The sequence below is a fragment of the Hymenobacter rubidus genome, from assembly GCF_016734815.1.
GTDB lineage: Bacteria > Bacteroidota > Bacteroidia > Cytophagales > Hymenobacteraceae > Hymenobacter > Hymenobacter rubidus.
The window spans coordinates 17,798-42,920 of sequence record NZ_JAERQF010000022.1 but is presented as its reverse complement, the minus strand read 5'-3'; the positions used below and the strand labels follow the sequence as shown (position 1 = coordinate 42,920).

At 61.1% G+C, this 25,123-nt stretch carries 24 protein-coding genes; 10 read left to right on the top strand and 14 right to left on the bottom strand.

The genetic code is table 11. From position 1 onward, the window contains the following. The first annotated feature begins 8 nt into the window (after nt 1–8). From JKL48_RS14980 to JKL48_RS14960, 5 genes are all read left to right on the top strand, one after another. The gene (locus tag JKL48_RS14980; protein WP_201983889.1) at nt 9–797 is read left to right on the top strand and encodes an SDR family oxidoreductase; all 789 of its coding nucleotides are present in this window, start codon (nt 9–11) and stop codon (nt 795–797) included. A gap of 136 nt (nt 798–933) precedes the next feature. Beyond that, nucleotides 934–1,956 (top strand): zinc-binding alcohol dehydrogenase family protein, encoded by a 1,023-nt coding sequence (locus tag JKL48_RS14975; protein WP_201983887.1) that lies wholly within the window; start codon nt 934–936, stop codon nt 1,954–1,956. Nucleotides 1,957–2,280: 324 nt separating this feature from the next. Further along, nucleotides 2,281–2,979, top strand: a complete 699-nt coding sequence (locus JKL48_RS14970; protein WP_201983885.1) for a glycosyltransferase family 2 protein — start codon at nt 2,281–2,283, stop codon at nt 2,977–2,979. A gap of 79 nt (nt 2,980–3,058) precedes the next feature. Next, complete coding sequence (locus tag JKL48_RS14965) at nt 3,059–4,516, top strand: cellulose synthase family protein (RefSeq protein ID WP_201983952.1); 1,458 nt, start codon at nt 3,059–3,061, stop codon at nt 4,514–4,516. Nucleotides 4,517–4,844: 328 nt separating this feature from the next. Beyond that, entirely contained in the window at nt 4,845–6,200 is a 1,356-nt protein-coding gene (locus JKL48_RS14960; RefSeq protein WP_201983883.1) for a glycosyltransferase 87 family protein, read from the top strand. Nucleotides 6,201–6,291: 91 nt separating this feature from the next. Here the strand turns inward: JKL48_RS14960 and JKL48_RS14955 are convergent, their stop codons facing one another. From JKL48_RS14955 to JKL48_RS14920, 8 genes are all read right to left on the bottom strand, one after another. After that, nucleotides 6,292–7,185 (bottom strand): hypothetical protein, encoded by an 894-nt coding sequence (locus tag JKL48_RS14955; RefSeq protein ID WP_201983881.1) that lies wholly within the window; start codon nt 7,183–7,185, stop codon nt 6,292–6,294. Between the two features lie 94 nt (nt 7,186–7,279). Further along, the gene (locus tag JKL48_RS14950; RefSeq protein ID WP_201983879.1) at nt 7,280–7,927 is read right to left on the bottom strand and encodes a TIGR04282 family arsenosugar biosynthesis glycosyltransferase; all 648 of its coding nucleotides are present in this window, start codon (nt 7,925–7,927) and stop codon (nt 7,280–7,282) included. Continuing rightward, the gene (locus tag JKL48_RS14945; RefSeq protein ID WP_201983876.1) at nt 7,920–8,450 is read right to left on the bottom strand and encodes a rhodanese-like domain-containing protein; all 531 of its coding nucleotides are present in this window, start codon (nt 8,448–8,450) and stop codon (nt 7,920–7,922) included. Before JKL48_RS14945 ends, JKL48_RS14950 begins: the two co-directional genes overlap by 8 nt. A 32-nt stretch (nt 8,451–8,482) precedes the next feature. Continuing rightward, nucleotides 8,483–9,532, bottom strand: a complete 1,050-nt coding sequence (gene arsS / locus JKL48_RS14940) for an arsenosugar biosynthesis radical SAM (seleno)protein ArsS (protein ID WP_201983874.1) — start codon at nt 9,530–9,532, stop codon at nt 8,483–8,485. A gap of 53 nt (nt 9,533–9,585) precedes the next feature. Beyond that, nucleotides 9,586–9,918, bottom strand: coding sequence for an arsenosugar biosynthesis-associated peroxidase-like protein (locus JKL48_RS14935; RefSeq protein ID WP_201983864.1), 333 nt, complete (start codon nt 9,916–9,918; stop codon nt 9,586–9,588). A gap of 40 nt (nt 9,919–9,958) precedes the next feature. Then, entirely contained in the window at nt 9,959–10,498 is a 540-nt protein-coding gene (locus JKL48_RS14930; protein WP_201983857.1) for a heme NO-binding domain-containing protein, read from the bottom strand. Nucleotides 10,499–10,635: 137 nt separating this feature from the next. Beyond that, the gene (locus JKL48_RS14925) at nt 10,636–11,535 is read right to left on the bottom strand and encodes an anti-sigma factor (RefSeq protein ID WP_201983855.1); all 900 of its coding nucleotides are present in this window, start codon (nt 11,533–11,535) and stop codon (nt 10,636–10,638) included. A 7-nt stretch (nt 11,536–11,542) separates the two neighbouring features. Then, nucleotides 11,543–12,103 (bottom strand): sigma-70 family RNA polymerase sigma factor, encoded by a 561-nt coding sequence (locus JKL48_RS14920; protein WP_317191945.1) that lies wholly within the window; start codon nt 12,101–12,103, stop codon nt 11,543–11,545. Nucleotides 12,104–12,319: 216 nt separating this feature from the next. Between JKL48_RS14920 and JKL48_RS14915 the strand changes: the two genes are divergently transcribed. Next, nucleotides 12,320–13,714 carry an NAD-dependent succinate-semialdehyde dehydrogenase gene (locus JKL48_RS14915; RefSeq protein ID WP_201983853.1) on the top strand — a complete coding sequence of 465 codons (1,395 nt, stop codon included), beginning with the start codon at nt 12,320–12,322 and terminating at the stop codon, nt 13,712–13,714. A 97-nt stretch (nt 13,715–13,811) separates the two neighbouring features. On the opposite strand, the gene JKL48_RS14910 is transcribed toward JKL48_RS14915, so the two are convergent. From JKL48_RS14910 to JKL48_RS14900, 3 genes are read right to left on the bottom strand one after another with little or no spacing between them, the layout of a single operon-like run. Continuing rightward, nucleotides 13,812–14,579, bottom strand: a complete 768-nt coding sequence (locus JKL48_RS14910) for a YdcF family protein (protein WP_201983851.1) — start codon at nt 14,577–14,579, stop codon at nt 13,812–13,814. 48 nt (nt 14,580–14,627) lie between these two features. Next, entirely contained in the window at nt 14,628–14,984 is a 357-nt protein-coding gene (locus tag JKL48_RS14905) for a thioredoxin family protein (protein ID WP_201983850.1), read from the bottom strand. Between the two features lie 60 nt (nt 14,985–15,044). After that, on the bottom strand, nt 15,045–16,796 hold the full coding sequence (locus JKL48_RS14900; protein WP_201983849.1) for a DUF885 domain-containing protein: 1,752 nt from the start codon (nt 16,794–16,796) through the stop codon (nt 15,045–15,047). Nucleotides 16,797–17,029: 233 nt separating this feature from the next. Between JKL48_RS14900 and aspA the strand changes: the two genes are divergently transcribed. From aspA to JKL48_RS14885, 3 genes are all read left to right on the top strand, one after another. Continuing rightward, nucleotides 17,030–18,436 (top strand): aspartate ammonia-lyase, encoded by a 1,407-nt coding sequence (aspA, locus tag JKL48_RS14895; protein WP_201983848.1) that lies wholly within the window; start codon nt 17,030–17,032, stop codon nt 18,434–18,436. 168 nt (nt 18,437–18,604) lie between these two features. Continuing rightward, nucleotides 18,605–19,477: an alpha/beta hydrolase gene (locus JKL48_RS14890; RefSeq protein WP_201983847.1), complete on the top strand. Its 873-nt coding sequence runs from the start codon at nt 18,605–18,607 to the stop codon at nt 19,475–19,477. 85 nt (nt 19,478–19,562) lie between these two features. Further along, nucleotides 19,563–20,585 carry an aldo/keto reductase gene (locus JKL48_RS14885; RefSeq protein WP_201983846.1) on the top strand — a complete coding sequence of 341 codons (1,023 nt, stop codon included), beginning with the start codon at nt 19,563–19,565 and terminating at the stop codon, nt 20,583–20,585. A gap of 78 nt (nt 20,586–20,663) precedes the next feature. On the opposite strand, the gene JKL48_RS14880 is transcribed toward JKL48_RS14885, so the two are convergent. Then, nucleotides 20,664–21,389, bottom strand: coding sequence for a Bax inhibitor-1/YccA family protein (locus tag JKL48_RS14880; RefSeq protein WP_201983844.1), 726 nt, complete (start codon nt 21,387–21,389; stop codon nt 20,664–20,666). 114 nt (nt 21,390–21,503) lie between these two features. Here JKL48_RS14880 and JKL48_RS23185 point away from each other — a divergent pair, with 114 nt between their 5' ends. Beyond that, nucleotides 21,504–22,952, top strand: a complete 1,449-nt coding sequence (locus JKL48_RS23185; protein ID WP_236668818.1) for a DNA/RNA non-specific endonuclease — start codon at nt 21,504–21,506, stop codon at nt 22,950–22,952. Here the strand turns inward: JKL48_RS23185 and JKL48_RS14870 are convergent. Both JKL48_RS14870 and JKL48_RS14865 read right to left on the bottom strand, forming a co-directional pair. Next, the gene (locus tag JKL48_RS14870) at nt 22,949–23,785 is read right to left on the bottom strand and encodes an alpha/beta hydrolase (RefSeq protein ID WP_201983843.1); all 837 of its coding nucleotides are present in this window, start codon (nt 23,783–23,785) and stop codon (nt 22,949–22,951) included. The genes JKL48_RS23185 and JKL48_RS14870 overlap by 4 nt on opposite strands. Before the next feature lie 91 nt (nt 23,786–23,876). Beyond that, nucleotides 23,877–24,884, bottom strand: coding sequence for a helix-turn-helix domain-containing protein (locus JKL48_RS14865; protein ID WP_201983841.1), 1,008 nt, complete (start codon nt 24,882–24,884; stop codon nt 23,877–23,879). Nucleotides 24,885–25,123: the final 239 nt, after the last annotated feature.

Sequence of the window (25,123 nt, the reverse complement as noted above, 5' to 3'; positions counted from 1 at the left end):
CCTTTTTTATGGATTTGCAGCTTCACGGCAAGGTCATCATCGTCACGGGCGGGGCCAAAGGCATTGGCGAAGGCATTGCGCGGGTGCTGGCCAGCGAGGGCGCCATTCCGGTCATCATTGGCCGCAGCGAGGCCGATAACCGGCAGGCAGTGGCCGCCATTGAGGCCGCCGGCGGCCGGGCCGGCCAGGTAGCGGCCGAACTGGCCGAACCCGACCAATGCGCCCGGGCCGTGCAAGCCGTGGTGGCGGAGTTTGGCCGCATCGATGGTTTGGTGAACAACGCCGGCGTGAACGATGGCGTGGGCCTGGAAAACGGTGATTATGCCGGCTTCATGCAGAGCCTGCACCGCAACGTGGTGCACTACTACCTCATGGCTCACCACGCCCTGCCCGAGCTGAAAAAGTCGCGCGGCGCCATCGTTAACATCACGTCCAAAACCGCCGAAACCGGCCAGGGCAATACCTCCGCCTACGCCGCCGCCAACGGCGGGCGCAACGCCCTCACCCGCGAGTGGGCCGTGGAGCTGCTCAAGTACGGCATCCGCGTGAACGCTGTGATGGTGGCCGAATGCTGGACCCCCGCCTACGAAACCTGGATTCAAACTCTGCCCAACCCGGAAGAGAAGTTGCGCGAAATCACCAGCAAAATCCCGTTGGAAAACCGCATGACTACGGCCGAGGAAATCGCCAATACCACCGTTTTTCTCCTCTCAGGGCGTTCCAGCCATACTACCGGCCAGATTCTCCACATCGACGGCGGCTACGTGCACCTCGACCGCGCCCTGGCAAATGCTTAGGTCGCTTGTCATCCTGAGTGCAGCGAAGGACCTTAGCATCTCTGCACAGATTGATTTACTGCAAACTGTTCTTCGGTGATAAGGTCCTTCGCTGCACTCAGGATGACAGCATTTTCACCATTTCACCCATCACCCATTGAAAACCTTAGTCTGCTCCGAACCTGGTTATTTTGCCTACGAAAACAGACCGGAACCTACGCCCGCTCCCGGCCAGGCGCTGCTGCGCATCCGGCGCATCGGCATCTGCGGCACCGATTTGCACGCCTACCAGGGCACCCAGCCGTTTTTCAACTACCCGCGGGTGCTGGGGCATGAGCTGGCAGCTGAGCTGGTGGACACCGGCGGCGCGGCTGGTTTTACCGTGGGCGAGGCCGTGTCGTTTATTCCCTATTTCAACTGCGGCCACTGCATCGCCTGCCGGCGCGGCCTGCCCAACTGCTGCGTGCAGATGCAAGTGTGCGGCGTGCACGTAGATGGCGGCATGGCCGAATTGCTGGCCGTGCCCGCCGACAAGCTGCTGCACGGCGAAGGCCTGAGCTTCGACGAGCTGGCCCTGGTAGAGCCGCTGGCCATTGGCGCCCACGGCGTGCGCCGCGCCGGCGTCGAGCCGGGTGAATTTGTGCTAGTGGTCGGCGCCGGCCCTATTGGCCTGGGCGTGATGGAGTTTGCCCGCATTGCGGGCGGCCAGGTCATTGCGCTGGATATCAACGAGCAGCGCCTGGCTTTTTGCCAGGACAAGCTGGGCGTGGCTCACACCATCAACGCCCTGGCGCCGGACGTGCTGGAGCAGCTACGCACCATCACCAACGGCGACATGCCCACGGTGGTCATCGATGCCACCGGCAGCCAGAAGGCCATTCTGGGCGCATTTCAGTACCTGGCGCACGGCGGGCGGTTTGTGCTGGTGGGCCTGCAAAAGGGCGACCTCAGCTTTTCGCACCCCGAGTTTCACAAGCGCGAGGCCACGCTGATGAGCAGCCGCAACGCCACCCGCGCCGACTTCGAGCACGTCATTACCTCCATGAAGCAGGGCCTGGTAAAACCGACCACTTACATCACGCACCGGGTGCGTTTCGACGAAGTGAAGGCCAACTTTGAGCAGTGGCTGGACCCGGCCAATGGCGTCATCAAAGCCATGGTGGAGCTGGATGGGGAATAAGGGAGCCATTTAACACGGTCCTGCTGAGCGCAGTCGAAGCATCTCTACCTCAATACTACAGCAGTTTTGAAGTCAGTGTACGTGCGGTCAGTAGCGCGAATTTTGTCGTTTGCGTGCCAGAACGAGCTAGCGGCGCGGGGACGCGAACGACAACGTTCGCGCTACTCTACACCAACCCCGACACCGCGCTAACGCGCCTAAATACGAGCGGTAAAACAACCATATCGTGCGGCTTTAGCGCTGGCGGCGACATCTTTGTAGCCCCGTCGGCGCATCGCCTCCGGTTTTCCGGTTTGGCGTGGCCCCGCGCCTTGCTGCTCTTTCATGGCTGCCCTTCGCATCAACGTCATCATTCCGGCTCACAACGAAGCCAAGGCCATTGGCTTGGTGCTGGCCGAAATACCGGCTGGCCTGGTGCGGGAGGTCATTGTGGTCGACAACAACTCGACCGATGATACCAGCGCGGCGGCCCGCGCGGGCGGCGCTACGGTGCTGCACGAGCTCCGCCCCGGCTACGGCTACGCCTGCCTGGCAGGCATGGCTTATGCTTTCGGCAAGCCGCAATCCGAGTGGCCCGACATCGTCGTATTTCTCGACGGTGACCATTCCGACTTCCCCGAACAAATGCCCGACTTGCTGGCTCCCCTCCTGCGCGGCGAAGCCGATATGGTGATTGGCTCCCGGGCCCTTGGTGTGCGCGAAAAGGGCTCGCTGCTGCCTCAGCAACGGTTTGGCAACTGGCTGGCGGCACGCTTGCTTCGCCTGCGCTACGGCACCACCACCACCGACCTGGGCCCCTTCCGGGCCATTCTCGCCCCGGCCCTGCGGCGCCTCAACATGGAGGACCAGACCTACGGCTGGACCTGCGAGATGCAGGTGAAAGCCGCCCGCCTGGGCCTGCGCACCGTGGAAGTGCCCGTGCGCTACCGCAAGCGCATTGGCACCAGCAAGGTATCGGGCACGGTGCGCGGTACCCTCGGGGCGGGTTATAAGATTTTGTGGACCATTTTTAAGTATTGGTAAGGATGGTTGGTCTGGCTTGCCGGGCTGGCCGTACCGGGTCAAATTCCGCTTTGTTGAAAGCTACTTTTCCTTCGCTTTGATGCCACTGCTACCCATTTTTCTGGTAGTGGTCTACGGCCTTTGCCTGCTGTTTATTTTGTTTTTCAGCGCCGGGCAATGGCAGCTTACCCGGCTGGCGTTGCGTGCCTACGCCGCTCCCCCGCCGCCCCTGCCGCCGGCCCCCGCTTCCTGGCCCCGCGTAACGGTACAGCTCCCGCTCTACAACGAGCAAAACGTGGTGGAGCGCGTGATTGACGCCATTGCGGACCTCGACTACCCGGCGGAACTGCTGCACATTCAGGTCCTCGATGACTCCACCGATGCCACCGTGGGCCTGGCCACCGCCCGCGTGGCCCACCACGCGGGCCGGGGCCTGCGCATGAGCTACGTGCGGCGCGCAGGCCGCGAGGGCTACAAAGCCGGCGCCCTCCGCCACGGCCTGACCGAAACCGATGGCGAGTTCATTGCCATTTTTGATGCCGACTTTGTGCCGGCGCCTGATTTTTTGCGCCGCACCATTCCCTACTTTTTGCAGGATGCGCGGGTGGGCGTGGTGCAAACCCGCTGGGGCCACCTCAACGAGCAGGAGTCGCTGCTGACGCGCTTGCAGGCGTTTGGGCTGAACGCGCATTTTCTCATTGAGCAGGTGGGCCGCACGTTTGCCGGCTTTTTCATCAATTTCAACGGTACCGGCGGCGTGTGGCGCCGGGCTTGCATCGACGATGCCGGCGGCTGGCACGTCGACACCCTCACCGAGGACCTCGACCTGAGCTACCGCGCCCAGCTGCGCGGTTGGCGCTTCGTGTACCGCCCCGAGATAGTGGCCCCCGCCGAGCTGCCCGCCGTGATGGACGCGCTCAAGTCGCAGCAGTTCCGCTGGACCAAGGGCGCCGCCGAAACCGCCCGCAAGCACCTGGGCACCATGTGGCGCTCGGCCCAGCCGCTGCCCGTGAAGCTACAGGCCACGTTCCATTTGCTCAATAGCAGCGTCTACATCATCATCATGCTCATGGCCGTGCTGAGCGTGCCACTGGTGTTTGTGCGCGAACAGTACCGCGAATACAAGCTGGTTTTCCAATTGGCTTCGGTGTTTCTGGTGGGGTTTACGCCGCTCATTTACTACTACTACACGGCCTGGCGGCTGGCCCGGCCAACGGGCAAAGCGCGGTTTTACCCTGGGTTTTTCCTGTTGTTTCTGGCCGTTTCCATGGGCCTGGCGCTTCATAATGCCCGCGCCGTCACATTGGGGTGGCTGGGCCAGCGCACGCCCTTCGTACGCACGCCCAAGGTGGGGAGCGCAGGCCGAACGCGCCGCCGCTACCGCACAGGTGGCGTGGGGCCGCTGGTGTGGCTGGAGGGCTTGCTGGCGCTGTATTTTGCGTTCGGCCTGGCCGCCGGCATGTACTTCGACGACTGGGGCCTGCTCCCTTTTCACTCCCTGCTTACGGTGGGCTTCGCCACGGTCTGCTTCTACTCGGTGCGCGATGCACGGTCTTAATTTAGCGCCCAGCAGTAGGAGAAATTCAGGCATTCGGCTGCCGAACCCAGAGCAATTTTCAGTATACAGCCGTTTCGAAGTCAGTGTACGTGCGGTCAGTAGCGCGAACTTTGCAGTTCGCGTGCCAGAACGAGCTAGCGGCGCGGGGACGCGAACGACAACGTTCGCGCTACGGTGCACCAACCCCGACACCGCGCTAGTATGTTGCAGAAATGAGTTAAAAGGGAAGATTAAAAAAGCGGAGCGGCTATGGTTTTAACGCTCCCCTTTCAACTCATTTCTGCAGCCTTCAACGCATTGCTTCATAACGAAACGCCCCTCAATAGCTTTGTCCAATAAGTTTCCTTCCTTCTCCCAGCTTGCGGCTTTGGTGCTGTCCGGCGGTGCCTACCTGGGCTTGGCATATGCTACGCCCAGGGCTCATTTTGGACAGCTGGCAGGGTTGTTTGCCGTTGCGCTGCTGAGCTACATCTGGCTGCTGCGCAGCGGCTTGCGCTGGCAGTGGGGCCTGGGGGCGGCCCTGGTCTTTCGGCTGCTCTGGCTTCCGGCCCTGCCCGCGCTGTCCGACGATGTGTACCGGTTTCGCTGGGATGGGCTGCTGGTGGCGCACGGCGTCAATCCGTTCCGGTTTCGGCCCGATGAAATCATTGCCGACGGAGCCCGCATGGCCCTGCCCAATGTCACCGAGCGCAACGCGGTGCTGCCGCAGCTCCAGCAGCTCTACCGCCAGATGAATTCGCCCCACTACTACTCAGTTTACCCCTCAACCTGCCAATTTATTTTTGGTGCAGCCGCGCGCTTGTTTCCGAGCTCCGAGGCCGGTTTTGCCTTGTGCCTGCGCCTGGTGATTCTGGCCGCCGAAGTAGGCACGGCGTGGCTGTTGCTGGCCCTGCTGCCGGCCCGGGGCTGGCCCGCCGGACGCGCCCTACGCTACCTGCTTCACCCCCTGGTTATTGTGGAGCTCGTCGGCAACCTGCACTTTGAGGGAGTGGCGTTTTTCTTCCTGCTGCTAATGCTCTGGCTGCTGGCACGGCGGCGTTGGCAGCTTTCGGCCGGAGCACTGGGGCTGGGCGTGGCCACCAAGCTGCTGCCCTTGCTGGCGTTGCCCCTGCTGGTGAGGCGGTTGGGCTGGCGGCGGAGCATTGCGTACACCGGCATCACGCTGGCGGGCTTGCTGCTGCTTTTTCTCCCGTTTTTATCGGTCGATTTGTTCGTTAACATCGGCCGCAGCCTGCGGCTTTACTTCCGCAGCTTCGAGTTCAACGCCAGCATTTACTACCTGCTACGTCCCATTGGCTACTGGCTCACGACGTATAACCAGATTGCCATCATCGGGCCTTCGCTGGCGGTGCTCAGTGGTGCCATTGGGTTGGGGCTGGCCTGGCGGGAGCGCCGCATCACGCTGGCCTCGCTGCCCCAAACGCTGCTGCTCATGCTCACCGCCTACTACGCCCTGGCTACTACCGTGCACCCGTGGTACCTCACGCAGCTCATGGGCCTGAGCGTGCTGTCGCGCTATCGTTTTCCACTGGTATGGGGCGGCCTGGCGGTGCTGTCCTACGCCGCCTACCGCTCCAGTGCCTACACCGAAAACCTCTGGCTGGTGGCCCTGGAATACCTCGTGGCTTTCGCGGTGCTCCTGTGGGAAGTCCGCCAAAGTCGTCGTTCGGAGGCTGCCGAATAGCAGCACTGACCGGCAGACATGCAGCGCGCAGCGAAGCATCGCGCGCGCCTACACTAACTCTCTTCAAGGATTGGAAGACGGCTGCCTGCCCCTACTGCGGCCAGTACACGTAGCGCCGGGTCGATTTCAGGCGGAGGGTGCGGCCGTCCCAGGCAGTTTGGCGGAGCAGCACGTTGGGGTAGGTTTTTGCGAACCAATACACGTTTTCCTTGCCTGGGGCCAGTGCCACGGCCACGCGCCAGGCCGGCTGCGGGGCATCGGCAGCGGGCGCCTCGCTCGTGGTGAGGTGGGCTTGGTAGTAGACCGGCGGAGTGGCCTGGTTGGTTTGTTGCAGGTCGAGCACCACAAAATCGAAGCTGGGCTGCTGGGCAAATTTCAGGGTGCGGAGCGTGTAAGGCAGCGCATCTTCCAGAAAAACATCGCGCCGCAAATCCCGGTTGCCATCGCCCTGGCCGTCCCAGTACGAGTTGTACCACATTTCAAAGTTCACCCCGTCGTCAATGATGGATTTGAACGTATTGCCGCACCATTCCTGCGACGACGAGGTCATTTTAAAAAGCGCCACCGGCTGGTCGCGCCGGAAAAACAACGACGTGAGGTAATGGTACGGGTACTGGTCGGCCTGAATGCTACAGAACTGATTAATTTTCATCACGGGAAACAAATCGGCCCGCTTGTAGTCGTCGGTTTTGACGTTGAATTGCTGGTTAAACTCCTCCTTCACCGTAATCTGGGTGAACTCGAAGGTGCGCTTTTTCTTGTAAACAATGCGCTCAGCGTCGTAGGTGGCCACTTCGGCCAGGCCATCTTCCCAGTACTTGCGCATGGCCCACTCCTGGTCGAAATACGGCAGCACCGCCTGCAGTGCCTGGGCCGAAACCGGTACCCGGCCCGTGGCTTTGGTTTCGCTGGGGCCCTGGCAGCCCGCCCCCCACATGCCCATCATCACGGCGAGCAATGTATTTCGAATGGATACCTGGGGCATAAAGTAAAGCAGTAAGGTCAGCAAATGTAGCCTATGGGCGCCTACTTGATGCCCGGCTGAAACCAAGGGAAAAGGTATACGCGAAAGCCGCTTGTTATGGATTGATGGCCCGCCAGGCAGCCAGGTCGTCGGCCGTGTCCACGTCGCGAAGTTCCGGAAGCAGGGCCACGCGCAAGCCCAGGCGTTGGGCATCGGCCACGGTATCGGCCAGCACCGTAGCAGTGCTCCACGCCTTGTCCTCAAACAGCTCGGGCCGGGGTTGGCGCAGGCCCAGCAGGTAGTAGCCGCCATCGGTGGCTGGTCCCAGTACCACGTCGTGGGTGGCCAGCAAATCATGCGCCTGGGTAAGATGCGCCGCCCGCAAACCGGGGCAGTCGGTGCCGATAATGGCTACCCGGCCCGCCCCAGCGCTGAAAGCCGCCGCAAATGCCGTGGCCATGCGCTCGCCCAAGTCACCGGCAGGCTGACAGCGAGTGGCCAGCTCAGGCCAGTGCGCGGCTTCGCCAGCCGTAGGCTCGATTCCCGCCGTATCGGCCAGCCAGACGGTGGCCGAAATGCCCGATGCCGCCACCGCCGCACGGGTAATGGCCAGTAGCTCTTGGTAAACGGCCAGGGCGGCGGTCTCGCCTACGCCCGCGGCCAGCCGGCTTTTCACTCGGCCCAAGGCAGGCACGCGGGCAAATACCAACAGGTGGGAAAGCGTGCCTGCCGGCGTGGGCACTGCGCTAATTAGTTTACTCATATACTTTTCGCCCGCGTTTCAGCCACGGGCTCCACCACTTGGAATAGGGATGTACGTTGGTTGTGGGCCCCTGGGCAGTGCACACCGGGTAGCCTTCGTTGACCCACTCGAACAAACCGCCGTAAAGGTTGCGCACCTTCCGAAAGCCCAGCGCCTGTAGCCGCTCGCCCAGTCGTTCGCTGCGCACGCCCACGGAGCAATACACCACCACCGGCTGCTCCCGGTCGAGGGTCTCGAACGTTTCGGTGGCAATGGAATCAAAATTCACAAAGTGGGCCCCCGCGAGGTGGCTGACCCGGTATTCGGCCGGTGTGCGGGCATCGAGCAGCACCGGCGCGGCGGGCGCCTTCAGTTCCTGCGCCAAAGCGGCCGCCGAGACCGTGGGCACGGTGTTGTGGTACAGGCGGCGCAACAGTTGCTTATACATGCCGCTGGCCTGGCCGGGTGGGCTGGCGGAGTCGGAGCCGCAAGCACTCAGCATGAGCAAGGCGCTGAACAGACCGGCGAATGCTGCACGTTTCACGGGCGTGGGAAAGATGGTTGATGCCGCGAAGCCTAGGCCGTGGCCCCCCCACAGCTGGAACCGGCCCCGGCCGTGCACCCGTAGCAGTGCTGATTCACCACAATGCTACGCGCCTCCAAAGAGGCCAAGTCGAAGTCGCGAATGTGGCGCGAAGCGTTGCCCGTCACCGGCAAATCCAGCATTTGGTTGAAGTCGCAATCGTAGAGCAGGCCGTCCCAGCCCACCGAAACGGTGCTGCGGCACATCACGTTGGCGGCGGCCACGGGGTTGTAGGCCTGCACCAGTTTGTCCATGTAGCCGTCGTAGTTGCCGCTTTCCACCAGATAGTCCAGAAAACGGCTGACGGGCAGATTGGTGATGGCCAGCAGGTTATTGAATGTTACGTGGTGTTCGCGGCCCAGCCGCTGTTTAAATTCCCGCTCCAGGCTGATTTGGCTGCCCGGCAGGAACGCGCCCGAGGGGTTGTACACCAAATCCAGGTTCAGGCCCGAGCCTTCCACGCCATAGCCCACGGCGTTGAGCATGCCCAGCGCCCGGATGGAGCGCTCAAATACGCCCTCGCCGCGCTGCGCATCGGTGCGGCCGGCCGCAAAGTGCGGCAACGACGAAACCACCCGCACGCCGTGCCTGGCAAAAAACTCCGGCAGGTCGTTGTATTTCTTGTTGGCCACGATGATGGTCAGGTTGCAGCGCACAATAATCTGGCGGCCCAAGGCAGAAATTCCCTCCACAAACCACCGGAAATCCGGGTTCATTTCGGGGGCGCCACCGGTCAGGTCCACCACCTCGATATCGGTCTGGGCCAGCGCGTCTAGGCATTGTTGCATGGTTTCGCGGGTCATGATTTCGGTGCGGTCGGGGCCGGCGTCCACGTGGCAGTGCTTGCACACCTGGTTGCACATCTTGCCAACGTTTACTTGCAGCACCGAAATGGCGGTGGGCCGCAACGGCAACAGCCCGGCCGCCCGCAGCTTGCCGGCAAAGGGCGGAAAGGACGTCCCCACCGTCTCGGCCGGATTCAAAACGGTGAGTTGGTAGGCCGAATCAGCCAGCGCGTGGTGTTGGGCGTGCAGGGATTTCATAAATAATTGGGTAGTAAGGGGCTGCTGGTGAGGCAGACTAGAAAGAGGAACGACTACATGGTCAGCTCCTTGGCCTTGTTCATCATCATGGTGGCGTGCACCAGCGTGGCCCCGCCTTTGATGGCAGCCCCCACGTGCACCGCCTCCATCATCTGGGCTTCGTCGGCGCCTTTCTGGAGGGCATCCGAGGTGTAGGCGTCGATGCAATAAGGACATTGCACCACGTGCGCTACGGCCAGCGCAATCAAGGATTTTTCGCGCTCACTAAGCGCGCCCTCCTTGAATACTTCGCCGTAGTAATCGAAAAATTTACGGCCCATTTCGGGTTGCCACTCGGAGATATTGCCAAACTTGGCCAAATCGGAGGGATTGTAGTAGGTGCTCATGGCGCAGGAAAATGATATGAGGAAATAGTCAGGAGCAGTTTTAGCGCCGGCGCACGTGAATGCGCACCCGCTCGCCGTCTTCAGAAGTAGTGGGCATCACGTCGATGCGGTCGGCCTCGTCGTAATAAGCCGCCACTCCGCGCACAATGCCCACCGCCAACCCGCCCATGCGGCGCGGCGACACGTAGTCAATCATCAGCTCGTTGGGCCCCAACCGATTGACATCCAACACCGGTGGCGAATTTTCGGCGTGTTCCTGTCGCACCTGCTTGTGCATGGTCAGCTCGGTGTGCTCCAGCATGTCGAGGGTTTTCCACTCGGGATTCAGCAACTTTTGGTACATATACATCAGGTCGGGCACCAGGTATTCGCCGAACTTTTCGTGCAGCTCACCGGCCGACAAACCGGTCATCTCGGCGGCGTGGCCCACCAAGGCATAAACGTGCTCGTCGGGGTACACGGTTTTGTGGTCAAACTCAATGTTTTCGAGCCTAGAAAGCTCCATGAGTTTGACCCAGGTACTGTGGTCGTATTGGGTTTGCACGTAGCGCTTGAGCAACGTGAGGATGGTGCCGTGCATAAAAAACAGTTTACAACAATAATTGACAAAGGATTATCGCCCATCGGCTAAGCAAGCCAATGAGCGATAATCCTCAGGTACCGCTTGGACTACCAGGGCGTGTAGCTGCAGGTTGCCGGTTCAAATCGTTCAACTGCTTAAATGTTTCCAACTACGGTCATGGTGCTCAGCGTGGGATTTACGCTGCCTCCCTCGGGCTCTACCGTCATGGCGAAGGTTTGGGCGCTGGCAATGTCCTTCATGTGCTGGAGGCCCTCGCCGGTGGCCGTGGCAGCGTTTAGCACGCCCGCATCAATCGGCTTGCCTTTGTCGAGGGCCCAGAGCTGGTACTGCTTGCCCGCCGGCAGAGCCGGCAAGCTGCGTACGTCTACGTACACCTTGTGCGTGGCGGGGTTGAACAGCACGCGGGCGTGGGCCGTGGGGGCAGTTTTGGTACCGGCCAGGGCCACGGCGCGGAACTCATCGGAACGCAGCACCTGGTTTTCCTGCCGCAGCTCGCCCAGCTTTTTTTCCACTACGGTGGTGGTGGTGGCGAAGCGGGTGCGTTCGTTTTGCATGGCCACCAGCTCCGAGTTGGCGCTTTTCCAGTTCGAGTACAGCAGCATGTTGCCGAACAGGCTGAGCAGCAGCGCCACCGAAGCCGCAATGGCCCAAGCCGGAGTACTGGTTGCGGCCGGTGCCGAAGCCATGGGGCGCACCACCGCTTCGCCGGGCACGGCGGTGGGTTGGGGCGTGGCCGTCAGCGAGTTGGCCTGGGCCACGGCGTCAACATCGGCACGCAGGCCGCCGGCCGGCTTGGGGGCCGCAATCTGGGCCAGTACGTTGCTCAGCACCCGTTCCCGCATGCCAGCGGGGGGGGTCAGGGAGTGGGCTTCGGCATAGAGGCCAAAAGCGGCCTGCACTTGTAGCAATTCCTCGCGGACCTCCGGGTGGGCAGCTACCTGGGCTTCCACGCCCGCCTGCTCGGCGGGAGAAAGCTCCCCGAGAGCGTACTGCTCCAGGATGCCCGATTCAATATATTCTTGGATGTTTTCCACGATTAATTTAGCGAATAAGTTTGCTTAGGACTTTTATAGCGGTGCGGGCACGGGTTTTCACGGTGCCCAAAGGAATGTTGAGCTCCTCCGCTACTTCACTTTGGGTGAAGCCCTCGAAGTAGAGCAGGTCGATAATCTGGCGCTGTTCCGGAATGAGTTGTTGCGTGATTTCCTGGAGGCCAATGTGCTCGGGTCGGAAGGTGGTGGGGGCGGCCTGTCGTTGCGCCGTCAAACTGTCGTCCAATCCCTGAGTTTTGCTACCTACGCGGTGCTGTCGGGAGCGGATTTTATCGATGCTCAGATTTCGACAAATATTAAGAACCCAGGTAAAGAGGCGCCCTTTGCTGGGGTCGTAGCTGGCAAAGGCGTGCCATATTTTTACCAGCGCCTCCTGCAACACGTCTTCGGCTTCGTCTTCGGCCTTCACAATGCGAAAGATGACGCCATACAACGCCGCCGAATACCGGTCGTAGAAAAGCGTCATGGCCGCCTCGTCGCGCGCTTGCAAGCGCCGAACAAGTTCCGCCTCGGCAGCGGGCGGTAGGGAAATAAGCGGGGTATCGGACACGGGAGTGGCTGAAAGTGAAGAAGAATGCCAAAAACAGGGTAGTGCCGGGCGCACGAAAATACGGTGTGCCACGGAAATGGGCCGTATACGGCGCTAGCAGGCGTGCAACCGAATGTTCGGGGCGGAAGTTGAAGCTTTGGTCAACAAATTTGCCGGCCGCGCACGGTTGAGGTCGGTTCCTTCCTGCTTTTTCACCACTAACGCCTTCTCCTTCCAATGCCCATCGAATCGTTCAATCCATATTCCGGGCGCGTGCTGCGCCGCTTCAAGCCCTTTAGCTGGGCCAAAACCGTGCGCATTCTGGCCCAGGCGCACCGGGCCGCGGCGGCTTGGCCAACCACTACGTTTGCGCACCGGGCCGAAGTCCTACGCCGCGCCGCCACGCTCCTGCGCGAACGCCGGCACGAGCTGGCCCGCCTCATGGCCCTGGAGATGGGCAAACCAGTGGCCGATGGCCGCGCCGAGGCCCTGAAATGCGCCACTTGCTGCGAGTACTACGCCGAGCACGCGGAGGGCTTTCTGCGCGATGAGTTGATTGATACCGACGCGGCCCGCAGCTTCATCAGCTACCAGCCGCTGGGCGTGGTGTTGGCTGTGATGCCCTGGAACTTCCCGTTGTGGCAGGTGGTGCGCTTTGCCGCGCCGGCCCTGATGGCCGGCAACGTGGGCCTGCTCAAACACGCCTCCAACGTGCCGCAATGCGCGCTGGCTCTGGAGAAGATATTTCACGACGCAGGCCTGCCGCCGGCTTGCTTCCGCACCCTGCTCATTGGGTCGGAACTGGTGGAAAAGCTCATTGCCGACGACCGGCTGCGGGCCGTGACGCTGACCGGCAGCGAGGGCGCCGGCAGCGCCGTGGCGGCCCTGGCCGGGCAGCACATTAAGAAAACCGTGCTGGAGCTGGGCGGCTCCGACCCTTTCGTTGTGCTGGCGGACGCCGATGTGGCCCTGGCGGCCAAAACCGCCGCCCAAAGCCGCATGATAAACGCAGGCCAGAGCTGCATTGCGGCCAAGCGCTTCATCGTGGAAAAGCCGGTGCTCAAGGAATTTATCAACCACCTGAAAACGCATTTGCTGGCTTTTCGGCCCGGCAACCCGCTCGATGAGGACACGCAGTACGGCCCGCTGGCCCGGCCCGATTTGGCCGATGAGCTAACCCAGCAAGTGCAAGATTCCGTGGCGCAAGGGGCTAAAGTGGAGCTGTTTGGCGGCCAGGCAACGCCTGGTACTGCCCTGTTTCGGCCCATGATTTTATCGAACATCAAACCCGGCCAGCGGGCTTACACCGAGGAATTCTTTGGCCCCGTGGCGCTGGTGCTCGAAGCCAAAAACGCCGCCGACGCCGTGCGCCTCGCCAACGACTCTCGCTTCGGCCTGGGCGCTGCCGTGTGGACCGGCAGCCCCGAAAAGGGCGAGGAAATGGCGCGACAGATTGAAAGCGGCGCCGTGTTCGTCAACGGGCTGGTGAAATCGATGCCCGAGCTGCCGTTTGGCGGCGTGAAAAAGTCGGGCTATGGCCGGGAGCTTTCCTACCTCGGCATTCGGGAGTTTGTCAATCAGAAATCGGTATGGATTGGCAGGTCGGTGACACAACAGGCCAGCACGGAATAGGCAGCCACTGCCATGCAGCGCGAAGCGAAGCATGACGGCCATCCCCGCCAAGTTTTCCGCTCCGCCTAACGGCCTAATGGGTTTCCCCAATCCTCTCCTACAAATATCCCATGATGCGATACGTGAGGTAGCCCGTTATTTCGTGGATGAGGCCGCTCCAGCGGCCAAAGGCATCGGTGTCGGGCACCAGCCAGGCGGTGAGGTTGTGCGGCGTGTCGGTGCTGCGAAAATCGGCTGGGAAGGGCACCGGGTGCAGGCCCACTTTGGCAAAACACCCCAGCGCCCGCCGCTGATGGAAAGCCGAGGTGACCAGTACCAACGATTTTATGTTGGGGTATTGGGCCAGCAGTTCTTTGGTGTAGAGCGCATTTTCGCGGGTGTTGCGGCTGCGCTCTTCCAGCAGCAGGTCGCGGGAAGGCACGCCCGCCAGGCGCAGAAGCGTGGCCAGTTCGGCCGCCTCGGTGACGGCCGCCGGCGTGGTAGAACCCGAACCGCCCGAGATGATGATGCGCCGCACCCGTTTGGCCCGGTACAGCCACAGCGCGTTGGTAAACCGGTCGGCGCCGGAGCCGAGGTACACCCGGTCGTGCGGCGACTTGCTGCCCATGGTGATGCCGGTGAGCAGCACTGCCGCATCAGCGGGCGCAACGGCCCGAAGCGGCACGGGCGGCTTTTCCCAGGCAAGCAGCGCAGAGTTGGCCAGGCCGCCATTGCCGCCGATGAACAGCAGCAGGACAGCGGCCCACAGCCAGCGTTTGCGCCACGGGCCGGTGGCGCGAGCCCTGAGGGCTGCCACTAGAAGCGCCAGCAGCCACAAACCGGGCGAGAAAAGAATGAGCAGGAGTTTGGAAAGCAGAAAAAACACGCCCAAAGGTAGGCCCACCGCCTTTATACCATCTATATCGGGGCCGACTCAGGCCGTGAAAGGAACGAAAGCGCGCAGGCGGGCAAGCTGGGCCTGCACTTCGGCTTCGGTGGTCAGGTTGTCGCACTCCAGCATGCGGCCCTGGCAATAGCTCACGAAGAAGGGCGCCACTTTTTCCTGCATCAGCTTGCGGGCCACGGGGTTTTCATCCGAATTGAGGCGCACAAACAAGATGGATTCGTTGCCGGGGTCGTCGACAAACTTGGCAAACGGCGGCGCCAAAGCCTGGCAAATGGCGCAGTTGGCGGAGGTGAACTTGGCAAACACTTTCATGTGCTCGTGGGTGAGGCGGCGCAGGTGCTCGTCGTCGGTATCCACCACGTGTTTGCGTTCTTCTTCGGTCATAAGAAACGATTTTTAAACCGTCGCTTAAACTCCCAATACGGCCCCAGGGTTGCCGCTGGCCTACTTGCGCAACATTAGCTCGCGAATGTATTTGACCGGCGCGCTGCCGTAGCTGAGGAAGTTTTCATTGAAGGCTTTCAGGTCGAAATCCTTGCCTTCCTTCTTTTTCAGCTCCTCGCGCAGGGCATAAATTTCGGTGTAGCCCGTGAAGTAGCTGCTGAGTTGCACCTGGCTCAGGGTGGCGCGCAGCCACTTCCCGCGGGCTTCCGCTTCTTCCTGAAAACCTTCGCGGCGCAGCAGCTTCACCACCTCCTCTTCGCTCATGTTATCGACCTGGATGGCGTGGTCGATGACGGCGTTTAGCGTCGAGCGCATGTTCCATTTGTCCCAGAGCAGCCACATTTCATCGGAGTTGTTGCCGTAGCCGTTTTCCAGCATCATGCGCTCGGCGTACACAGCCCAGCCTTCCACCATGGCGCCGTTCCCGAAAATGCTTTTTACCAGCGAGGGCGAGCGGTTGGCGTACACCAATTGCGTATAGTGGCCCGGAATGGCCTCGTGGATGTTGAGAATCTGCAGGGTATAGTCGTTGTATTCGCGCAGGTAGCTTTCGGCCTGGGCCGGCGTCCAGTCGGCAGGAATGGGCTCCACGTTGTAGTAGGTGTTGGCGCCTTTGTCGTAGGGACCGGGGGCCGACACGCTGGCACCCGCGCCGCTGCCACGCATGTAGAGCGGCGTTTCGCGCACCACCAGCGGCTTGCTGGGGTCTTGGGTGAGCAGCTTTTTGTCGTTCACGAAAGCCACCAACGTTGGAATCTGGCGCTTCACGGCGTCCACAAAACCATCGCGCGGAGCGTGCTTCAGGGTGAGCTGGTTGATGACGGCTGTAATCAGGGCCAAGCTGTCGGCCGGCGCTTTCTGGCCGGGGAAATACTTTGGGTAGAGGCGGGCGGCGCGGCGGCCCATGTCGTGCAGTAGCTCGGCCTTGTGCTTTTGGGCCTCCTGGTACAGCTCGGCCGCCGAGAAGCGCGACTGAATGTCGTAGGCAAATTTCTGTTCAAATAAGCTCTTGCCGATGCGGAAGGAACGGAATTTGCCGGCCTTCAATACGTCGCCTTCCAGAAAACCCATGTACCCTTCCACCGCCGTGCGAGCAGCTGCCACGCGGTCCATCATCGTCTTTTTCTCAGCGTCGCTCAATCCCGACTTCACCACCGAATCGGCCAATGCTTTGCCAAATACCGCGAGGCCGCCGGCGTTTTGCTTAAGGGCCAGCACGGTGTGCTCCTTGGTGGGGTCGCTGATATTGGCCTTGGCAGCGGCGTAATACTCCGCCGCGTGGCTGATTTTATCGGAGATGTTGCGTAGGCGGCGGTCCAGCGGGTAATGCCGGCCGTTGAGCAAGTCGCCCACTGAGGCGCCGAGGTTGTAGCTGGCCGGGTTCCACTGCCAGTTTTTGAGGGTATCGGCGTACCAGCGTTCGGCGCGCAACTCGTTGCGCAGCAGGCGGAGGTCAATCTGGTTGTTGGGCGTGAGGCTATCGAGCGAAAAAGTGGCCAACGAGGCCAGGTATTTCTGCGCAAAAGCATCGTCGCTTTGCCGTTGCGCGGCATTCGGAATCACCAGCAGCGAATCGTATTTGTGGTAGCCTTGGCTGCTGGCATAGTCGGGGTTTTGTCGCCACAGGGCTTCAATAAACTGATTCTTGAAGGCGTCGAAACGGGTGTCGGCGTTTGAGGCCTTCTCGGTTTTATCGGCGTGCGAGCAACTGGCAAGAGCCAGGGCCAGAAGGGGCAGGTAGCGGAGTTTCATGGGCGGAATTGGCGCTTCGTGGAATAGTCAAGAACGTCATGCAGAGCGCAGCGAAGCATCTTTACCTCAATAGTAATTGATGACGTTGCAACGAAGCGGTAAAGATGCTTCGCTGCGCTCTGCATGACTTGCTGCGACATCCAAACTGCCACCCATTGCTAAGCCCCGCCGTAGGTTTGTCCCGGCGTTCGGCCTTTCCGTACACGCCTCTTTCTCCCACCCAAAATTCCCGCATGAATTCCTCCCGCATCGAACACGATTTCCTTGGCGAACGCAGCCTCCCCGACAGCGCCTATTACGGCATTCAGACACTGCGCGCACTCGAAAATTTCGCCATCACCGGCATTCCCATCAAAGCGGAGCCCTTGTTTGTGCAGGCGCTGGCTTACGTAAAAAAAGGCGCGGCCCTGGCCAACAAAGAACTGGGCGTGCTGCCCGCCAACATTGCCGATGCCATTGCGGCCGCCTGCGACCGGGTGGCCACCGGCGAGTTCGACAACCAGTTTCTCACCGACATGATTCAGGGCGGCGCCGGTACGTCGGTGAACATGAACGCCAACGAAGTAATCGCCAACGTGGCCCTCGAAATGATGGGCCACCAGAAGGGCGAGTACCAGTATTGCCACCCCAACAACCACGTCAACTGCTCGCAAAGCACCAACGACGCCTACCCCACCGCCTTCCGCATCGCCCTCAACAACAAGCTGGTGGGCTACCGCGAAACCCTCGTGGAGCTGGCCGACGCCTTCGCTCAGAAAGCCGAGGAATTTCGCGACATCCTCAAAATGGGCCGTACCCAGCTGCAGGATGCTGTGCCCATGAGCATGGGCGACGAATTCCGCGCCTTCGCCACCAACCTGCGCGAGGAGCTGCTGCGCATCGACGACTCGCGCCGGCTGATTGACGAAATCAACATGGGCGCCACCGCCATCGGCTCGCGCATCAACGCCCCCACCGGCTACCCCGAATTGGTGACCGAGCACCTGCGCCAAATCACGGGCCTCAACCTGAGCTTGGCCGGCGACTTGTTTGAGGCCACTTATGACACGGGCGCCTACGTGCAGCTCTCCGGCGTGCTGAAGCGCACGGCTGTGAAGCTCAGCAAAATTTGCAACGACCTGCGCCTGCTGTCCTCCGGCCCGCGCACGGGCATCAACGAAATCAACCTGCCGCCCCTGCAGCCGGGCTCCAGCATCATGCCCGGCAAGGTGAACCCGGTGGTGCCCGAAGTGGTGAATCAAACGGCCTTCTACGTCATCGGGGCTGACCTTACGGTGACCATGGCGGCCGAGGCCGGCCAGCTCCAGCTCAACGTGATGGAGCCGGTTATCAGCTTCGCGCTGTTCACGTCCATTTCGTACATGACCAACGCTTGCCGCACCCTACGCGACAAGTGCGTCATCGGCATCACGGCCAACAAGGCCCACGCCGAAAGCTTGGTGCGCAACAGCATCGGCATCGTCACCCAGCTCAACCCGGTTATCGGCTACGAGGCCTCGGCGGAAATTGCCAAGGAGGCGCTGAAAACCGGCAAATCGGTGCACGACATTGCCGTGACCGAGCGCGGACTTTTGACGCAGGAAAAATGGGACGAGATTTTCACGTTCGAGAACCTGATTCGGCCAGTATTTATGCGGTAAGGAAGTGCCTGCTTAGCTTTAAATTAAAAGAAGAACGTCATGCTGAGCGAAGTCGAAGCATCTCTACCGTTCAACTAATCCAATCAACAGGATTTGCTATTGCGGTAGAGCTGCTTCGACTTCGCTCAGCATGACGTTCTTCTATTATTCATTCCATAACATCATGTCATGCGCCCCCTGCTCCTCCTCACCCTACTTCTTCTCACCACCACAGCAGCCCACGCCGCACGCGTCGACACGCTGAACATTCCTAGCGCGGCGATGCAGAAAACTTACCGCGCCGCCGTGGTGCTACCAGCCTCTTATGCCAAGAATAAGAAGGCCAATTACCCCGTGCTCTACCTACTGCACGGCGCCTACGGCCACTTTTCCGATTGGCTTAATAAAACTCCCGATAAGCAGCTCCTTCACCGTATGGCCGACCAGTACAACCTGATAATTGTGAACCCCGAAGGCGAAACCTTCAGCTTCTACCTCGACAGCCCGGTGAAGGCCGACAGCCAGTTTGAGACCTACCTCACAAAGGAAGTTATTCCGGCCATTGACCAGGCTTACCGCACCGTGCGCGACCGCAAGGGCCGCTTCATTACGGGCCTCTCCATGGGCGGCTTTGGCGCTATGTACCTCTCGGCGCGCCACCCGGATTTGTACGGCGCCGCCGGCAGCATGAGCGGCGCCCTGGAGCTGAGCAGCGCCAATCGCAATTTCACGCCCGACGAAGTGGCCTGGCGCAACAAAAACCTGCTGCCCATCCTCGGGTCCGAAGCCGAAAACCCCGCGTTTTTCAGCGCCAACTCGGTGGTGAATATGATTGACCAGATGCACCGCAACGGCCTGCCGCTCATTTTGGACTGCGGCGTGGACGATGGCCTTATCGAAATCAACCGCGAGATGCACCGCCGGCTGGTGTACAACCACACGCCGCACGACTTCACCGAGCGCCCCGGCGCCCACACCTGGGCCTATTGGCAATCGGCGCTGCCCTACCAGGTCTTATTCTTTGTTCAGGTGCTGAAGGCCAACGGTGTAGCCGTGCTATAAGCCGGCGGGGCTAAAATTGCGGGGAAGGCATCAACAATTGAGGGACGTGGCGGTTTCATCCCGCACCCTTTCCAAAACGCCTCTCATGAAATACAACCTCCTGGGCCGCACCGGCCTCAAAGTTTCCGAGCTCTGCCTCGGCACCATGACCTTCGGCTCCGTGGGCGGCCGATTTGCCGCCATTAATGGGGTCGACCAGGCCGGGGCCGACGCCTTGGTGAAGCGCGCGGTAGAAGCCGGCATCAACTTCATCGACACGGCCAACATTTATACCGAAGGCCAGTCGGAAGAAATTACCGGCCAGGCCATTCAAAACCTGGGCTTGCGGCGCGACTCGCTCATTCTGGCTACCAAAGTGCGTGGCAAGATGGGCGACGGCCCCAACGACGCCGGCCTCACGCGCCAGCACATCATGGCCCAGGTAGAAGGCAGCCTCAAGCGCCTCAAAACCGATTACATCGACCTGTACCAAACCCACTCCTACGACCCGCTCACGCCCTTCGACGAAACCCTGCGCGCCCTCGACGACCTCGTGCGCCAAGGCAAGGTGCGCTACATCGGGGCCAGCAACCTGGCCGCCTGGCAACTGATGAAGGCCCTTGGCATCTCGGAGCACCAGCACCTGGAGCGGTACCAGAGCCTGCAGGCCTACTACACCCTTGCAGGGCGCGACCTGGAGCGCGAGCTGGTGCCCTTGTTGCTAGACCAGCAACTCGGCCTAATGGTGTGGAGCCCCCTGGCCGGCGGCTTCCTCTCCGGCAAGTACACCCGCGAGAACCCCGCCGGCGAAGGCCGTCGCAGCGGCGGCTTTGATTTTCCGCCCGTGAACAAGGACCTGGCCTTCGATATCATCGACAAGCTGCGCCCAATGGCCGAAGCCAAGGGCACGACGGTGGCGGCCCTGGCCCTGGCTTGGCTGCTGCACCAGCCCGTAGTGAGCACCGTCATCATCGGCGCCAAAAAGATGGACCAGCTTGAGGACAACCTCAAAGCGGTGGACGTGCGGCTCACCCCCGAAGAGCTAAAACAGCTGGACGAGGTGAGCAAGCTCGCCCAGGAGTATCCCGGCTGGATGCTGAGCATGACGGGCACCGACCGGCAGGCATAGGGTGGATGGACAACAAAACAACAAGGCCCGTTGGAAACTCCAACGGGCCTTGTTGTTTTAGAAGAAAGTGCGGTGAGCCTACCGACGACGGCCAAAAATGCGCAACAGAAACAGGAACAGGTTGACAAAATCCAGGTACAGCGTCAGTGCACCCATGATGGAGGTTTTGTTGCTCACTTCCTCGCCTTCGGTGACGCCCAGCAGCGCCACGGCCTTTAGCTTCTGGGTGTCGTAGGCAATGAGGGCTACAAAAAGTAGCACTCCAATGAAAGAGGCGATGGTCTCCACCATGGAGTTGCGAAGGAACATGTTCACCACCATGGTGAGCACCAGGCCAATCAGGGCCATGCTCAGCATTTTGCCCCAGCCCGAGAGGTCAGCTTTGGTGAAATAGCCGAACAAGCTCATGACACCGAATGTGGCGGCCGAAACGAAAAAAGTGGAAGCAATCGACGACGAGGTGTAAACCAAAAACACGCAACTCAGCGTCACGCCGTTGAGGATGGAATAGCCCACAAAAGCCGCTTGAACCTTGCGGAGGCTCCAGTCAAAGATGCGAGCCGACAAGAAACCGACCAGCAGCAACTCGGCAATAATAAGACCTACAAAAACGAAGGGCGTGCCGAACACAAACTGCAGCAGGGCCGGCGAAGACGAAGCAAACATGGCAATGCCGCCCGTAAGGCCCAGGCCAGCCGTCATCCACCCGTAGACCTGCGTGAAAAAGTTGGCCTGAACCTGCGCCGCTTCTTCGGCCGAGATGTAGACCGGCCTGGGCGTGGATGTTAATTTATTTTCTTCCATAAACGAAGCAGAATGAAGGGTTAGGAATGAGAATGTGCCGGCTAAGCTAAGCAGAAAGCAGCATTTAAAAATCACCCATCAGCATCCGACTCCTGAAGCCATATCTTCGCCCCCATGCACGCTTCCGCTTACCTCACGCTTGCCGCTTTTGGCCTGCTCGCCTGCTCGCAGCAATCCACCGAATCAAAAGCGCCCACTGTTTCCAAGGCCCAGGTCCCGCTGGCCAGTCCCTTTCCCGAAACCTTCGAAGCGGGCTCGAAAGGCGCTTACGAGGAAGCCGATGAGCCGCTGGCCACCGGTCCCTGGCACTTTCAGGATGCCCTCATCGGCAGCAGCCCCCAAGACCATGCCAACGGCGCCCACGCCGCCCGCCTGCGTAACCTGGGCCGCATTGCCATGCGATTTGACGCGGCAGCTGGGGTGCGTCGCATCACTATTTCGGCCGCCGCTTACGGCCAGGACGGGCCCAGCACCTGGGAGTTGTGGCTGAGCCGCGACGGCGGCCGTACCTACGCCCGCACGGGTTCGCCCATCACCACCAGCGGGCCTAAGCTGACGCCCCACGTTTTTGCGGGCGTGGCCAACGAGCCCGTGCGCCTGGAAATTCGAAAAACCAGCGGCGATAAAAACCGGCTCGATATCGATGACATTATGCTGGAAACCGCTGCCGGCGCCGCTGCGGCTACCACTACCGGCGTAACGGGCGGCTACTTCGAGAACCGCAACCAGCCGCAGCCAGCGCAAACCACGCCCGCCCAGCAGCCGGCCACGGGCACCGGAACCGGCGTGGCGCAGGACCCCAACGACGCGAACTTGGCGTTGGGCAACCCCAGCGGTGCGACTTCCGACCCGGCCAATGCCGGCAACTACCTGCTTGTCCATCCCGAATTCACGATTGGCTACAACGCCACACGCGGCATTCCGACCTGGGTGAGCTGGCACATCGACAAAGCCGACCTGGGTCAGGCGCCCCGCCAGAACAACTTCCGCCCCGACGCGGCCCTGCCCCGGCAGTTCTACCAGGTGACGCCGGCCAGCTACGCCCGCTCCGGCTTCGACAAGGGCCACAACTGCCCCAGCGGCGACCGCACTGCCGACCTCGATGCCAATGCTAACACCTTCCTGATGACCAACATGGTGCCCCAAGCGCCACACAACAACCAGCAGACCTGGGCTCACCTCGAAGAATACGGCCGCTCCCAAATTCAGCGCGGCCAGGAAATCTACGTCATCATGGGCAGCTACGGACGGGGCGGTACCGGCGCCAATGGCTTCGCCCAAACCCTCGACCAAGGCCGTGTCACCGTACCCGCCCGCATCTGGAAAGTGATGGTGATTTTGCCCGATGGCACCAACGACCTCCAGCGTATTGCCACCGACCCCGGCGTGCGCGTGCTAGCCGTGGACACGCCCAACGACAACGGCATCAGCCCCGACTGGAAACAATACCTCACCTCCGTCGATAAGATAGAAGCCGCCACCGGCCTCGACCTGCTCAGCGCCCTGCCGCGCGACGCACAGGCCCGCCTCCAAAAGCTGGTGGACAGCGGCCGGGCCAATTAGCCGTTTCCCCCTCGCCGGGCAGTCAGAAAGCGCGTCACTTCCCGCACGTATTTATCCCCGTATTCCGCTTCGGTTAGTCGGTAAAAACCTTCCTGGTGGCCGCCCTCAAAGCACAGCACCTGCCGGCGCTGGCGACGACGCGCCAGCCGTGCTACCACCACCGAATCAGCCAGCGGGGTGTTTTTATCGGCCATACCGCCCACCAGCAGCCACGGACAGTTTACGCGCCGCGCTACCAAGGCGTATTCTGCCGCTTCGGTGGGCAAGGTCACGGTCTTCTGGTAGCGCTGCCATTGCTCAGCCACCAGGCGTTGCGGATTCGCCACGTAGCCTTCGGCAATCAGGAAGTCGCAGCCGCCCGTGGCCGCTACTTCGGAGCCCATGATGGTGCCCATCGAGAAGCCAATAATGCCCGTGCGGTTGTGCGGGTAGCGCCGCCGGGCATCGGCCAGCACGGTGCGCAGGTCGGTGGTGAATTCGGCGTAATACAGCCGCTGCCGCTCAATGGCAAAGTCGCTGCTGTGGCCAAAGCCGCGGTAGTCGAACAGGTACACGCGGTAGCCGCCTTTGCTCAGCGCCTGGGCCTGGTAGAGGAAGTACGACATGTTGTTCATGTCGCCGTAGGCCATCACCAGGGTGGTGTGCTGGTCGGGCACGTTGGCGGCGGGCTCCACTAGCCAGCCGGCCAGCTGCGCATGGTCGGGGGTGGTAAGGGTGGTGGTTTGGTAGCGCAGGCCCAGCGTGTCGGGGGTGGCCACCCACACGCGGCTGGGCTTCAGGGCCCAGGCAGCGGCGGCGTGAAGCAACAGGAATAGCAAGAAGGAGAAGCGCATTGGCAACAAGGAAAAAGCCAGAAATACCCGTTGCGGGCAAGTACACCGGCGGGCACTAAACGTTGCACCGCCGGGCCCGATGGGGCAGGAATTAGCCCACGGCACCTGCCCCGCTAAGCCTTTGGGCTACCTCGGCCCGCAGTGCATTGAAGAACCTGCTGCGCTCCTTTTCGCCCACGCCGCTGATGAGGGTGGACTTTTGCAGCAGGTTTTGCAGGTGGGCAAACATGAAGTCGTTGAAGCCTTCGTCGCGGGTGCCCACAAAGTAGAGCACGCCGTGGTTGAGGTAGGTGAGGCGGCGGCCGGCCAGCTCGGCCAGGAAGGTATTGTCGCCCAGAATGAATTCGTTCACAAACAGGCGGTAGGCCGACGGTTCGGCGGTGGGCTGTTGCAGCACGCATTTCACGCCGGCTTCGGCCTGAAATTCAATGTTGTCAATCAGCTCGTTCACTTTCCGGTACAGCACGTGGGCATCGCCGGGGGTCGCAAAAAAGCCGGCTTCGCGGTAGAAATCGATTTGGCGCAGGGCGCTGTTCAGGGTTTCCACGTTCCATATTTCGGTGGTGGGCAGCTGCGCATACAGGGTGGCAATGCGCTGGCAGGCGGCCCGGCGCGGGGCATCGTACACGTCGCCGAAGCGGAACTTGGTGCTCTTCAGCTCGTCGGTGCGCAGGATGGATTTCATCCAGAAAAACAGCTTAAACTCGGCTAGTTCCGGGATTTGGAAGTGGTAGAAGAGCGGAATGTCTTTGTTGAGGAAGTAGACGTGGCGGGGGCTGAAGCTGTTCATAAGTTCCAGCTGGCGCTCCAAGTTGGCCAGCCAGCCCTCCAACGTGCTGCTGGCGTAGGGCTGCGGCCGGCCTGTGAAGAGCAGGGCATCGCTGGACAGGTTGAGGAGCTGGTCGAGCGATACTTGGAAGTGCGCCGCCAACCGGTGTAGCTCGTCGAGGCCAAGGGGCTTTTCGCCCCGAATGCGGCGGTAGGCGCTGTCGTTGCTGATGTTCAGCAGGTCGGCCACCTCATCGACCAGGGCCTTGTGGGGCGGCAGCAGGCTTTTCAGGTGCTGGAAAAAAAGGTGCTGCGTGGCGGTGGCGTCCATAAATGATTTTTTGGTGAATGGTGCAAACTCGCTCGCAGGTTTTGGGGAAAACTGCGGGCGGCAGCGGCGGGCGGGCCCGGCTTACGCAGAAGTTGCTTCGCCCCTGGGCTGCCGGGGCTTTGGCCCGCAGCTACTGCGCCCGAACCTTTTCAGTGTTCAAAAACCCATTAGAAAAACGCAATAGTACATTTTAATTTTGCTATGTACCAATTAGCAGATTACTCCGGTGGCGGGGCAGG